This window comes from Micromonospora sp. WMMD714 (genome assembly GCF_029581315.1).
GTDB classification, from domain to species: domain Bacteria; phylum Actinomycetota; class Actinomycetes; order Mycobacteriales; family Micromonosporaceae; genus Micromonospora; species Micromonospora rifamycinica.
On record NZ_CP120744.1, the window covers coordinates 6,440,925 to 6,454,974 of the forward strand.

Annotated in this window: 6 protein-coding genes and 3 pseudogenes; 7 read left to right on the top strand and 2 right to left on the bottom strand. The window is 76.5% G+C overall.

Going from position 1 to position 14,050, the window contains the following annotated elements:
- Positions 1–194 precede the first annotated feature (194 nt).
- From O7625_RS27385 to O7625_RS27410, 6 genes and pseudogenes are all read left to right on the top strand, one after another.
- Positions 195–620, top strand: a pseudogene (locus O7625_RS27385) (tetratricopeptide repeat protein); the annotation flags it as partial.
- A gap of 2,196 nt (positions 621–2,816) precedes the next feature.
- Positions 2,817–3,110: pseudogene (locus O7625_RS27390) on the top strand (fibronectin type III domain-containing protein); the annotation flags it as partial.
- A 185-nt stretch (positions 3,111–3,295) separates the two neighbouring features.
- On the top strand, positions 3,296–5,920 hold the full coding sequence (locus O7625_RS27395) for a fibronectin type III domain-containing protein (protein WP_282342689.1): 2,625 nt from the start codon (positions 3,296–3,298) through the stop codon (positions 5,918–5,920).
- A gap of 35 nt (positions 5,921–5,955) precedes the next feature.
- Positions 5,956–6,954, top strand: a complete 999-nt coding sequence (locus tag O7625_RS27400; protein WP_282342691.1) for a MoxR family ATPase — start codon at positions 5,956–5,958, stop codon at positions 6,952–6,954.
- 10 nt (positions 6,955–6,964) lie between these two features.
- Positions 6,965–8,125 carry a DUF58 domain-containing protein gene (locus O7625_RS27405; RefSeq protein ID WP_282342693.1) on the top strand — a complete coding sequence of 387 codons (1,161 nt, stop codon included), beginning with the start codon at positions 6,965–6,967 and terminating at the stop codon, positions 8,123–8,125.
- Positions 8,101–10,425 carry a transglutaminase domain-containing protein gene (locus tag O7625_RS27410; RefSeq protein ID WP_282342695.1) on the top strand — a complete coding sequence of 775 codons (2,325 nt, stop codon included), beginning with the start codon at positions 8,101–8,103 and terminating at the stop codon, positions 10,423–10,425. The genes O7625_RS27405 and O7625_RS27410 overlap by 25 nt, the downstream gene beginning before the upstream one ends.
- Positions 10,426–10,679: 254 nt before the next feature.
- On the opposite strand, the gene O7625_RS27415 is transcribed toward O7625_RS27410, so the two are convergent.
- Entirely contained in the window at positions 10,680–11,489 is an 810-nt protein-coding gene (locus O7625_RS27415) for an SDR family oxidoreductase (RefSeq protein ID WP_067314234.1), read from the bottom strand.
- Between the two features lie 121 nt (positions 11,490–11,610).
- Positions 11,611–12,585 (bottom strand): annotated as a pseudogene (locus O7625_RS27420) (LLM class F420-dependent oxidoreductase); the annotation flags it as partial.
- A gap of 125 nt (positions 12,586–12,710) precedes the next feature.
- On the opposite strand from O7625_RS27420, the gene O7625_RS27425 reads away from it, so the two are divergent.
- On the top strand, positions 12,711–13,925 hold the full coding sequence (locus O7625_RS27425; protein ID WP_282342697.1) for a low temperature requirement protein A: 1,215 nt from the start codon (positions 12,711–12,713) through the stop codon (positions 13,923–13,925).
- Positions 13,926–14,050 lie beyond the last annotated feature (125 nt).

The following is a 14,050-nucleotide window of genomic DNA, read 5'->3' on the forward strand; positions in this document are numbered from 1 at the left end:
CCCGGTCGGCTCCGGCGTCTCTCACCCCGGTCGGCCGGCCTGGTGGGCCGCACGGGGCATTACTGTACACGGCCGGAATGGATCATGCACATCACCGTCGGGCGGTCGGACGGGGACTGGATCATCGCAGGTCAGAAGCCTGCATCGGAGCGCATCGTCGGGTGGGTAGCGTCCGGACCCGTACAGGCGGCAGCATGGGTGGCGTGTCCGCACCCGCACCCCTCGCCGCAGTCCGACACCGGGCGCTCGCCCTGCGTTCCTCCGGTGACCTGTCGGCGGCGTGCCGGCTGCTCGCCGACGCGATCGACTCGGCCCGCCCCGCGTACGGTGAGGACCACCCGGAGATCATGAGTGCGCTGTACCTGCTCGCGCGGCTGCACCGGGAGGCCGACGAACCGGCCGCCGCCCGTCGGGTGCTGGAGGAGGCGTACGCGGCCGGCGAGCGGCGGTGGAGTCCGGCCGACCCGCTGATGCTCGCCCTCGCCTTCGACCTGGCCCGGGTCGCCGAGGAGCTGGGCAACCGCCACGAGGCCCGCCGCAACTACACCCGGGTAGCGACCGCCGGCCCCGCCGCGCTCGGTGAACAGCATCCCACCGTCCAGGCCGCCCGCCGGTACCTGGGCATCCCGGCGGACCAGCCGGGTCCTACCGGGAGTTCCCTGCCGGCGACGCCCGCACCGGCCGCTGCCCCGCCGGCCCCGTCTGACCCACCGCACTCCCCCGGCCAGCAGGTGCACCCGCCACCGGTGCCGGGCCAGGGCGACACTCGGGTCGACCCCCTCCTCGACGCCGAACCCCGGGTGCCGCTGCCCCGGCAGATGTACGGCCGGTCGACCGCCCACCGGCCCGGGGTGCCCCGCCCTCGACCGGCGTCACCCGGGCCACAGTCCGAGGCACCGCCGCTGCCCGCACCGCGCCCCGCCAGCCCGGGGGCGCCCGCAGTACCGCCGTACTCCGCTCCCCCGCAACGGACACCGGACTCCGCCCCGGCGGCGGCGGAACGCACACCAGACTCCGTCCCGGCGGCGGAATCGCCCCGACCGCGGTCGGCACCACCGTTCTCCCCGTCCGCGCCGGTCTCCGGCAGCGGACCGGCCGCCTCGCCCTGGGCACCGCCACACCTCCGGCCACCACACGACCAGCCGCCACGCTCCGCACCGCCCCAACCGGAGCCGCCCTACCATCCGGTGCCGTCGATACCGCTCGAGCGATCCGGCCCCGGGGAGGCGGCCGCGCGGTCGTCCGTACCCCGGCACGGCCACCCGACCGCCATCCCGCCGGCCCAGCACGGGCGGCCGACCGCGCTGCCACCCGGTCCACCGGCCCAGCACGGACAGCCCACCGCGCTGCCACCCGGCCCGCCGGCCCAGCACGGGCGGCCGGTCGTGATTCCCGCCGGCTCGCCATCCGGCCCGGCCCGGCCGATCGCGCTGCCGGCCGGGCTGGCACCGCCTCTCGACAGTGGGGTGCCGGCCCTTCCCCCGAACGACCCGTCCCCGCCCGCACCACCGCCGCCGCCGATACCACTGCCGCCGGCACCGGCATCGTCCGTACCACTCGTCGCCGGGTCGCCACCGGCGCGGACCTGGGACCGCCCGACGGTGCAGGTACGGCAGATCGGGCCGTTGCTGGAGGAGCAGGACGGCGACGCAGACCAGCGGACGCTGCCCGACGGCCACCCCCCGGCCGCACCGCCCACCGCCGCCCCGGGCGACGGACCACCCCCGGCACCGGCAGTGCACCCGACCCCGAGCATCCCACCCCCGGACGCCACCATCCCGCCGCCACCGGCGGAAACGCCAGTACTACCGCCGACCACACCACCACCGGCGACGGCACCGGCGACAGCGAGGCCGGCACCCGCACCGGAGGGGCCAGCGCCCACACCGGCAGGGGTGCTGCCACCGACAGGGGTGCTGCCACCGGCGGCAGCGCCACCACCGCTCGCAGCGGCGGCACCACGCACGGCGACACCACCGCTGGCGGAAACCCCGTCGACACCAGCTCCACCGGCCGCACCGGCAGCACCGGAATCGTCACCACCGCCCACGCCGCCGCCACCGGCAGGGGCCGCAGGGCCGCCCCCGCACGTGAGCGCGGCAGCGACTGCATCGGCGGCACCGGCACCGTCGACGCTGCCCACGCGGGTCAGGGCGGCGGAACCGGCGGGCGTCCCTCCGATACCCCCGGTTCCGGGCAGTGGTACGCCGGCCGCGCCGACGCCGCCGCCGCCGGACCGACCCGGTACGTACGGTGGGTCGACCGGCACCGACGTACCGGTTCCGTCGACCGCTGCGGTGCCCGTATCGCACCCGTCATCCACGACGGCGCAACCGGGGAGCGCGCCCCCTGCTACCGCCCCCCGGCAGCCGGCGGACCGACCGTCGGCGCGCGGGGTGAGCGGGTCAGCGGCGGAAGCGCCGGCCTCTCCGGCCGCACCACCCGCGTACCCGGTCGACGGCCCGCCGGTGGTGGAGCCGCTCGATCCGGCGGGGCCGCCGTCGCCCCGGCGGCTGCCGGCGGGTGCGCCACCGCCGTGGAACAGCGACCCCTGGGGCACGGTCCAACCAGCGGGCGCAGGCGGCCCGACAGGGGCAGGCGGCCCGACAGGAGCGGGCGGCCCGACAGGAGCGGGTGACCGCGAGCTGCCGCTGTCGTCCTCGGGGCGGGCAGGTGGGTCGCGGGGCCGGGGCCGGCTGGTGGCCGTGGTGGCGGGCGTGGTGGTGCTGCTGGCCGTCGGGGGCACGGTCGGCGCGCTGATCCTGGGCCGCGAGTCGACCGATCCGGGACAGTCGACAGGTGCCGCGCCCGGGGGGACGGCCGGGCCGCCGCCGGCCGACCTGAAGCTGCGTGACGATGCGGCCACCATCACGGTCACCTGGTCCGATCCGAGCAACGGGTCGGTGCCGTTCATGGTCGCGGGTGGACGGACCGGGCGGGCGCTCGGGGTGATGGCCACCGTCGACCCTGGACAGACCAGTTTCACGGTCAACGGGCTGAACACCGAGGTGGACTACTGCTTCACCGTGCTGGCGGTCTACTCGACGAACGCGTTCGCGACCTCCGGTCAGGTCTGCACCGACCGGGTCCGCCCGTCGCGGAGCGGCTGACCGGGTCGACGCCGACCGGTACCGCGACGGGGCGGGGAGCGGGCTGACCCCGGCACGCTGGGTGTCCGATTCGGAACGGTGCGGGTTTCCTCGTCCCGGGACGGCCCATATGATGTCCCACGGTTCAGGGCAGGACGGCCGGCACCCGGCCCGCCGCCCGGCCACCGGACGGAGGGCGAGCCGCTGTGGCCAGCATCGACGATGCCGCGAACACCGGTGTCGGCGCGTCCCGTCGGCGGTCCCGGTTACGGGGCGGGCTGGTCACGGTCGGCACGGTGACCGCGCTGGTGGCCGCGCTGGGGCTCACCCTGCTCGGTCGGGGCGCCGCCGAGGACGCGCTGGCCAGCTTCGACGCCAGCAGTTGGCTGTGGAGCAGCACCCGCAGCGAGCTGGCCCGGGTCAACGGGATCACCGCCCGGGTGGACACCCGCAAGGAGGTCCCGGGTGCCCGGCAGCACCCGGTGCAGGTCACCCAGACCGACCGGCTGCTGGTCCTGCGGGACCTGGAGACCGGTCAGGTGAGCGCGCTCGACCTGGCCACCCTGCAGATCACCGCGACCACCCCCACCACGCCGGGCCTCGGGGTCAACGTGGTGCTGCACGACGACGCCGCGTTCGTGGTGGACGCGGTGCGCGGGGTGGTGCGGCAGCTCGACCCCCGTTCGCTGGTGCCGGTGGGTGATCCGGTGCTCTTCCCGCCGGGCATCACGGCCGGTGCGTTCGACGGTCGGGGTCGGTTGTGGATCGCGGTGCCAACGGAGGGGACCGTCGCTGCGGTCACCGCCGCCGCCCTGCCGTCCGGGCCGGTGTCGGGGGCGGCCGGCGGGCGGGGGCCGCAACGGGTCGAGACCCATCCGGTGGCCGAGCCGAACCACGAGCTGGTGTTGTCCACCCTGGACGACGGGGTGGCGGTGCTGGATCGCACCACGGGCACGCTGGTGACGGTCCGGTCCGGGCAGGTCCGGCGTACCGCGCTCGGCGCGACGGCCGGCGGCGCGCTGCCGGCGCGGACGAGCGGCCCGGTGGTGCCGGTGACGATCGGCGGGGACCGCCGGGTGCTCGGCGTGGACGACGGCCGGGTGGTCGCCCGGTTCGTGGTGCCGGGCGGCGGTGACCGGGTCGGGCCGGCGGTCGCCTGGGCCGGCCGGTTCTACTGCGCCGACGGGGTGACCGGCACGGTCTACGCGTTCGACGCCGCCGGGCAGCTGGTGGAGACGATCCGACCCGGCCGGGCCACCGGCCCGTGGGAGCTGGAGGTGCGGGAGAACCACCTGTTCATCAACGCCCCGGGGGCGGCCACCGCCCGGGTGGTCGACGACGCGCACCGGGTACGCACCGTCGACAAGTACGCCAACGACGTGCTGGGCGGGGATCCGCCGCCGGACCCGCCGCCACCGCCGCCACCGCCGAAGCCCCAGGTGGGTAAGCCCGGTGCGCCCCGGCAGGTGACCGCGACGGCGGGTGACGCGCGGGCCCGGGTGGTCTGGCGGCCGGCGGCCGCGAACGGCGCGGCGGTGCTGCGGTACGTGGTGGAGGGTGCCGGTCAGCGGCACGAGGTGGGGGCCAACCAGCGGGCGGTGGAGATCACCGGGCTGACCAACGGCTCGACGTACACGTTCTCGGTGCACGCGGTGAACGCCAAGGGCGACGGTCCGGCCCGGCGCAGCAACCCGGTGACCCCGACCGCGGCGGTGCCCGATCCACCCGCCGGGGTCACCGCGCAGGCCCGCGCCGACGGCACGGTCCTGGTGCGCTGGCCGGCGGCCGACGGGCAGGGCAACCGCATCGCCCGGTACGCGGTGACCGCGACCTCGGCCGGCGCGAACGCCCCGGTGGGCGAGTCGCGGCGCACCGAGCTGGTGGTCCCGGCGGGCGAGCTGGCGTACGGCACCCAGTACGCGTTCACGGTGACCGCGGTCAACGACCGGGGTGCCGCCTCGGCGGCCTCCCCGATCAGCGACCCGGTGGTGCCGTTCACCGCTCCCGGCCAGCCGGCGGGGCTGCGGGCGGCCACGGTGGCCGACCGGCCGGGCACGATCACGGTGCAGTGGTCACCGGCGGCGGCGAACGGCCGGCCGGTGAGCCGTTACCAGGTCGACGTGGGCGGGCGGACCAGTGAGGTGACCGACACCGCCACGACGGTGACGGGGCTGGGCGACGGGCAGAACGTGATGGTCCGGGTGAAGGCGGTCAACGAGGCCGGGCCGGGGCCGGAGGCCACCGCCACCGCGCGCACGGTGGCGGCACCCCGGGTGACGGTGACCGGGTCGTCGGCCGATGCGACGTCGGTGACGGTGCGGTTCACCGTGGACGCCGGTGGCGGGGAGCCGACCTGCACCGCCGCCACCGGCGGGAAGAGCGCGTCGGGCGGCTGTGCCAGCCTGCGGGTGACCGGCCTGACCCCGGGCACCTCGTACACGGTGACCGTGACGGCCAGCAACGCCGCCGGTCGCGGCACCGCCACCCGGGCGCAGGCCACCGACCCGCTGTACGGGGTGGCGACCTGTGTCAACGGCCCGGACGGCGACCAGCGCACCTACTGTGACGCCGATGTGGACGGTCGCAACGGCAACGAGGTGTTCTCGGTGCCCCGACAGGACGACGACAAGCAGGTCGGCTGGGCGAGGCCGGGCACCCGGCTGCGGGCGTACTGTCGGCGGCAGGGCGAGAACGTCGATTCCTGGATCTACAACGACCAGAAGCAGAGCACCTGGTGGGTCCGGGTCGACTACCAGGGGCGCAACTACATTCCCTGGGCCTGGCTCAACCTGGCCGGTGGTGACGACATCGCCGTGCTGCCCACCTGTTGACCTCCGTCATCCCAGCCGAGGAGCCCTCCGCCGTCGTGAACAGCACTCCCGAACCGCTCAGCCAGCCGGAGGTCCAGGGTTTCGCCGCCCTGGCCGCCCGGTTGGCCGAGAACGTCAACGCGGTCGTGCTGGGCAAGCCGGAGGTGGTCCGGTTGGCGTTGACCGCCCTGTTCGCCCAGGGGCACGTGCTGCTGGAGGACGTGCCGGGGGTGGGCAAGACCACCCTGGCGCGGGCGGTCGCGGCGACGGTGCAGGGACAGTGGCGGCGGATCCAGTTCACCCCGGACCTGCTCCCCTCGGACGTCTCCGGGGTGACGATCTTCAACCAGGCCACCCGGGGGTTCGAGTTCCATCCGGGGCCGGTGTTCGCCAACATCGTCATCGCCGACGAGATCAACCGGGCCTCGCCCAAGACCCAGTCGGCGCTGCTGGAGGTGATGGAGGAGCGGACGGTCACGGTGGACGGCGTCCGGCACCCGGTGCCGCAGCCGTTCCTGGTGGTCGCCACCCAGAACCCGGTGGAGATGGACGGCACGTACCGGCTGCCCGAGGCCCAGCTGGACAGGTTCCTGGTGAAGCTGTCGGTGGGGTACCCGGACGAGGCGGTCGAGGTGGAGGTGCTGCGCGGGGCGACGGTCCGCTCCCCCGACTCGCTGCAACCGGTCACCGACACGGCCACCGTCGGGGAGATGGTCCGGATGGCCCGCCGGGTGCACATCGCCGAACCCCTCTACGGGTACGCCGTCCGGCTGGCCACGGCCACCCGGAACCATCCGCAGGTCCGGGTGGGGGTCAGCCCCCGCGGGGTGATCGCGTTGACCCGGGCGGCCTGCGCGTACGCGCTGATCGACGGCCGGGGATGGATCATGCCGGAGGACCTGAAGGCGCTCGTCGAGCCGGTCTTCGCCCATCGGCTGCTGCTCACCGCCGACGCGCAGGTGCGCGGGGTGACCGCCGCCGAGGTGCTGCGCCAGGCGGTGGCGTCGGTGCCGGTGCCGCTGCCGTCGGGCCAGTCGACCCCGACGCACGGCTGACCGGGCCGGGATGGGGCTCACCACCCGGGGTGCCGGGCTGCTCGTCGCCGCGACCGCGCTGCTCGGTAGCGGGCTGCGGTTCGGGTACCCGGAGCTGACCGTGCTGGGGGCGGCGGGCGCGGTGGCGGTCGGGCAGGCGGTGCTGGGCGCGGCCCGCCGTCCCCGGCTGGTGGTCGCCCGCGAGGCCGACCCGGACCGGGTGGCGGTGGGCGAGCCGGCCCGGATGACCCTGACCGTCCGCAACGCCGGCCGGTTGCGGGTGACCAGCCTGCTGGCCGAGGACCGCTGCGCGGGCCGCCCGGTGCCGGTTCCGTTGCTGCGGCTGCGCCCCGGCCGGGACACCACCTGCGGGTACGACGTGCCGACCCGTCGACGGGGGGTGCTGCCGGTGGGGCCGCTGCGGGTGACCCGCCGCGACCCGTTGGGCCTGTGCGCCGCGACCCGCCCGTACGGGTCGGCGACGGTGATCCGGGTGCATCCCCGGGTGTTCCCGTTGACGGCGGTGCCGACCGGGGCGGGGCGCAGCCTGGACGGCCGGGTGGACGGGGTGCCGCACGGGTCGATCACCTTCGACTCGTTGCGCGAGTACGTCGTCGGCGACGAGCTGCGCCGGGTGCACTGGCGGACCAGCGCCCGGGTCGGTGAGCTGATGGTGCGGGAGAACGTGGACACCAGCCTGCCCCGGATCGTGGTGCTGCTGGACAACCGGGCCACCGCCCACCCGGGCCGGGCCGACGGGGTGGCCGGGTCGTTCGAGGCGGCCTGCGAGGCGGCGGCCTCGCTGGTGGTGGCCGCGTTCCGCCAGGACCTGCCGGTGGTTCTGCTGCTGGTCGACCCGGCCGACGACCGGGCCACCGACCCGGCACTGGACCGGCTGGCCGCGGTGGCCCTGACCGGCACCGGTCCGGGTGACCCGCCCGACGGGGTGCTGGGCGCGGCGGTGACCCGGCTGCGCCGGGAGCGGCCCGGCGACACCCTGGTCTTCCTCACCGGCCCCGGCGGCCGGGACGACCTGGGGCGGGTCGGCGCGCTGCGCGGGGCGTACCCGTCGGTGGTGGTGGGGATGTTCGGGGCGGCCGGGCCGACACCGGCGGCGGCCGGGCCGGTGGTGCTCGACGCGGCCGACGGCGCGGCCTTCGCCGCCGCGTGGGACGCGGTCCGCCGGTGGTGACGGTGACCGACCGGCCCGCCGGGACCGGCACGGGCGACGGCGGGCCGGGCGACAGTGGCCCGGCCGGCGGTCCGGGCCGGACGGCCGGCGGGCTGCCGGGGCGGGTGCTGCGCGCCGCCGTGGTGCCGACGGCGCTGGTCGCCGTCATCGGCCTGACCGGGGTGGTGCTCAACCGGGTGTACGCCGGTGACCTGCTGACCCGGCTGGTGTGCGGTGCGGCCCTGGGCGCGGTGCTGGTCAGCGTGGCCGCCCGCCGGTTGCCGTCCTGGCTGGTGGCACCCCTGTCGGTGACCGCCATGCTCGGCTGGACGGGCTGGTCGGTACGGCTCGCCGCGACCAGCGCCGACCTGCCGGGCAGCTTCCTCGACGTGACCGCCGACGCCGCCGCCAACGCGGTTCCCCGGCTGCTCACCGCGATGATCCCGGTCGAGCCGGCACCGGACACGGTGCTACTGCCGGTGGTCGCGGCCTGGCTGGCCGGGCTGGCCGGCGCCGAGGTGGCGTTGCGGGCCGGGCGGGTGCTGCTCGGGTTCCTGCCGGCCACCGCGCTCTACGTCGCGGTCGTCTACGTGGTCGGCCCGAACGCGGCACCGGCGGTCGGGGCGTCGGTCGTCTTCGCCGGGCTGGTCGCGGTGGCCCTGGCCACGGCACGCGCCCCCGGCCCGGACCCGGCCGCCGGGCTGGCTCCGGCCCTGCGGGCCGCCGTCCGGCTCCGGGCCGCCACGGTCTCCGCCGCCGGGGTGGCGCTGGTGGTGGCGGCGGCCGCCCTGCTCGGCCCGGCCCTCGCCGGGCGGGTCGACGAGCGGCCGGTGGACCCGCGTCGCTACGTGCCGCCGCCCCGGGTGGAGTCGCTGGACGAGAACCCGCTGATCCGGATCTCCGGGTGGGCGCTGGAACCGCAGCAGAAGCTGCTGGACGTGTCGACCCGCCCCCCGGCGGACGGGCCGACCACGATCCGGCTGGCGGTGCTCAGCGACTACGACGGGGTCACCTGGCGGGTGGGGGCGACCTACCGCACCGCCGGTCGGGTGCTCCCGGCCGGAGAACCGGGCACCGGGACGGTGGACACCGTCCGGCAGGAGATCACCGTGGCGGGGTTGACCGGTCGGCTGCTCCCGGCGGTGGCCACCCCGCGTACGGTCGACGGCGCCCGGGTGGCGTACGACCCGCAGAGCGGGACGCTGATCCGGCCGGAGGGGCTGGTGCCGGGGTTGACGTACTCGGTCACCTCGGCGCGGGAACGGCCGGACGCGAACCTGCTCGGCACCGCCGACGTGCCGGCCGGTGCGCAGGTGGCCCGGGTGCTGCGGGTGGCCGACGGGGTACCGGAGCCGCTGCGCCGGCTCGCCGCCCAGCTCGCCGAGGACAACGGCGCCCCGTACGCGCGGGCGGCGGCGGTGGAGCAGTTCCTCGCCGAGCACTACCGGCTGGTGGCGGACGCGCCGAGCGGGCACGCGTACCCGAATCTGGAGTTCTTCCTGTTCGGGCCGCGTAACGGCGGCGGTCAGCGGGGCACCTCCGAGCAGTTCGCCGCCGCCTTCGCGGTGCTGGGCCGGTTGACCGGCCTGCCGACCCGGGTGGTGGTGGGGTTCACCGCCCGGGGGGACGGGCCGGTCCGGGCCGCCGACGCCTACGCCTGGCCGGAGGTGCTCTTCACCGGGGTGGGGTGGGTGCCGTTCGACCCGCTGCCCCGGCCGGACAGCGCGCCCCGCCCGGTGGAGGAGGACTTCCGACCGGCCGCGCCGAGTCCACCGCCGTCGGAGGTGCCCGAGCCGACCGCGACCCTGCCGACCACCCCACCGGCGGTGGCCGGTCCGGGTCGGGTCGCCGCCGAACGCACCGGGCCGGTCCCGGTCTGGCTGGGGGCCGGTGCCGCCGGGTTGCTGCTGGTCGGGCTGGTGCTGGGGGTGCTGGTCGGCTACCGTCGGGCGCAGACCCGGACCCGGTTGACCCGGGGGGATCCGGCGACCCGGGTGGGCGGCGCGTGGCGGCACACCACCGACGCGCTGCGCCTGTCGGGGCGGCGGGTCGGCGGGCAGCTCTCCGCGACCGAGGTGGCCGAGCTGGCCGGGCGGGCACTCGCCGAGGACTCCGGGCGGGCCGGGGAGGAGACGACGCTGACGGAGCTGGCCGGGCTGCTCAACCAGGCGGCCTTCGCCCCGGGCACGCTGACCGACGCCCAGGCCGACCGGGCCCGGGGTCTCGCCGAGGGGTACGCGACGGCGCTGCGGGCAGCCCGCCCCCGCTGGCGGCGGCTGCTCTGGTCGGTGCGGCCCGGCCCGCTGCGCTGGCCCCGCTGACCCCTGCCCGGCACCGCCGCGCACCACCGATCGACCACGGGAGCCGGGAGCGGGCCGGGCGTCGTCACCGGTGCCGGCCCACCGCCCACCAGCCGGGCGCCGCCGCCGACCATGCCGGAGGGGCGGACCGCGCCGACTACCCGGGGGCGGGCCGACGGCGCGGGGGCGGGCCGACTACACGGGGGGCGGGCCGACTACACGGGGGGCGGGCCGACTACACGGGGGGCGGGCCGACTACACGGGGGGCGGGCCGACTACGCGGGGGGCGGGCCGGCAGCGCGCAGCCGGCGGACCAGCTTGCGCAGGCCGGCCTGCCAGCCGTCCGGGTCCTCGGCGCGGCGCAGCGCGTACCGGGCGACCTCCGGGTGGGGCAGGATGAGGAAACGCTCCTCGGCCAGCCCGGCGACCGCCGCGTCGGCGACCTGGTCGGCGGTGAGCACCGGGCCGGAGGCGGCGATCACCCGGGCCGCCAGGTGCCCGCTGCCCAACCCGTCGGCGAGCATCGGGGTGTCCACCCCCTGCGGGCAGAGCGCACTGACCCGGATGCCCTGGTCCCGATAGGTGATCGCCAGCCACTCGGCCAGCCCGACCGCCGCGTGTTTGGTGGCGGTGTACGGGGCGTCGCCGACCGCGGTGAGCACACCGGCCGCCGAGCAGGTGTGCATCAGGTGGCCACCGCCGCGGGCCAGCATGCCGGGCAGCACGGCCCGGGCGGCGTACACGTGGGCCAGCACGTTGACCCGCCAGGCCCGGTCCCAGTCGGCGTCGGCGGCTTCGATACCGCCGCCGGTGGCCACGCCCGCGTTGGCGCAGAAGAGGTCGATCCGGCCGTACCGTCGCTCGGTGTCGGCCACCAGGTCGCGGACCTGGCCCTCGTCGGCGGCGTCGACGGCGACCGCGCGGGCCGCCGGGCCGACCGTCTCGGCCACCGCGACGGTAGCCCGCAGGTCCAGGTCGGCCAGGACTACGGCGGCGGCGCCCTCGGCGGCGAAGCGGCGGGCCAGCGCGGAACCGATGCCACCCGCTCCACCGGTGATCACCACCACCCGGTCGGTCAGGTTCATCTCAGCCCCGTTCCGCCGGCTGCCCGGTGCGCCCCGCCGCCGCCCCGTTCCCGGCGGCCGGCGGCGCACCCGGGGCCGGTCGCACACTCGGGGCAGGCGGCACACCCGGGGCCGGCGGCGGCCCGAGCCGGGCGATCAGGTCGCCCAGCGCGGCGGCTCCACCGGTGGCCAGTTCCGGGGTGGGCAGCAGAGCCAGCACCGGCACGTCCACCCCGGCGTCGGCGTAGCGGCGGACCTGGTCGCGGCAGCGCTCCGGCGAGCCGTGCAGGATCAGCGCGTCGACCACCTCGTCGGGGACGGCCGCGGCGGCGGCCCGCCGGTCACCGGCGGCCCAGGCCGCCCAGACCGGGCCGAGCGCCGGCTCCCGGCCGAGCCAGCGGTGGAACTCGGCGTACGCCGGCACGGTGAGGTAGCTGGTGATCAACCGGCGGCCGAGGGCGCGGGCGTGGTCGACGTCCTCGGTGGGGCAGACGAAGATCCGGGCGACCACCTCGAAGTCCGGCCCGCGACCGGTCAGCTCGGCGCGGACCCGGGACACGTCGTCGGCGGCCAGCCAGTTGAGGATCACCCCGTCGGCCTCGGCGGCGGCGAGCCGCAGCATCCCCGGCCGCAGCGCCGCGAGCAGCACCGGCGGCGGGCTGGCCGGCGGACGTTCCAGGGTGAACCGGCGTACCCGGAAGGTGTCGAACGCCCCGTCGACGGTCTCACCCCGCAGGGCCGCCTTGAGGAACCGCAGCACGTCCCGGGTACGCCGGAACGGCTCGGTGTAGGGCACCGCGTTCCAGTCCCCCACCACCACCGGGGAGGACGCGCCGATGCCCAGCGCGAACCGGCCCGGGGCGGCCTCGGCCAGCGCCGCCGCGCTCATCGCCAACAGGCCCGGCCCCCGGGTGAAGGCGGGGGTGATCGCGGTGCCCAGCCGCAGGCCGGGTTGCCAGGCGGCGGCCAGGGCCAGCGGGGTGAACGCGTCGGTGCCGTTCACCTCGGACGACCACAGGTCGGTGAAGCCGGCCCGTTCGGCGGCCGCGTAGCAGGCGGCGTGTGCGGCGAGCGGGACACCGGTCAGCGGCACCGTGAGGCCCCATCGGTTCGTCATCCGGTCGATGGTGCCCGCTCACCCCCGACGGAACAAGGGGAGGATTGCCGCGTTGACCGTCGGCGGGGGCGGTCGGGATGCTACGAACCCCTGGTGGACCGGACCGACCGCGGACGACGAGGATCATGACGGGTGGCGACCAGGCCGCCCCGCTGCGGCCTACCGGATCGGCCCAGCGGGCGACCTTCCTGGAACTCTTCTTCGACCTGGTGTTCGTCTTCGCGCTCACCCGCATCTCGTTCCGCGCCTTCGAGGATCTCTCCCTGGAGCCCGGCGGCACCAGCGGCTGGTCACCGGTCACCGGAGGCGTCAAGACGCTGCTGCTCCTGCTCGCGCTCTGGACGATCTGGCAGGGCGTGGCGTGGACCACCAGCCGTTACGACCCGCACCACGGCTGGCTCCAACTCGTGGTGATCATCGCCCTGTTCGGCAGCATGGTGATGGGGGTGGCGATCCCCCGCGCGTTCACCTCCGCCGGCCTGACGTTCGCGGTGGCGTACGTGGTGACGCAGGTGTTCCGCCCGGGGCTGCTGCTGGTGGCCCTCCGCAGTCACGAGTACCGGCGGCTCAAGCTGCGCATGCTGCTCACCTACTGTGCGACGGGGGTGCTCTGGCTGGTAGGCGCGTTCCTGCCGCCCACCGCACGGGGGGTGTGCTGGGCGCTGGCGCTGGTCGCCGAGTACCTGGCAGTCCGGTTCGGGTGGCCGGTGCCGGGGCTGGGCCGGTCCATGGCGAGCCGTTGGGACGTCGCCGGGGAGCATCTGGCCGAGCGGTACCAGCAGTTCTTCCTGGTCGCGCTGGGTGAGACGATCCTGGTGAGTGGGCTGGCGTACAGCACGGGACCGTTCGACCCGGCCCGCACCGGGGCGTTCGCGGTGGCGTTGGTGACCTCGGTGCTGCTGTGGCGGATCTACGTGCAGCGGGCCGGGCAGATCCTCGCCGATGCGGTGGTGCGGTCCCGGCACCCGTCGGAAACCGGTCGGTCGGCTGCCGACACCCACCTGGTGATGGTGGTGGGGCTGGTCGGCACGGCGATCGGCTACGAGCTGACCATCGAGCATCCGCTCGCCGCCCCGGAGGCGGCCTGGGTGGTGCTGGTGGTGGGCGGCCCGGTGCTCTTCCTGCTCGGCCGGGCCCGGTTCGAGTACGAGGTCTTCGGCCGGGTCTCACCGTCCCGCTGGATCGCCGCGGCCGCCCTGGCGCTGCTCTTCCCCCTGCTGCTACACGTGGCCCCACTGGCCTCCGCCACGGTGGCGGCGGTGGTGCTCGGCGTGGTGGCGGCGGCCGACGCCCACCGCGCCCGCGGCCACCCCCCGGAACCCGCCGCCCCACCCCTGTAACCCCCACCCACCCCACCCGTCCCCGCCCCGCCCGCCCCCACCGCTGTTGCCCCCGGTGCCGTTGCCCCGGCCGCTGTTGCCCCCGGTGATCAAGAGGTTTACGTCAAGTTGATGATCAGACTTGA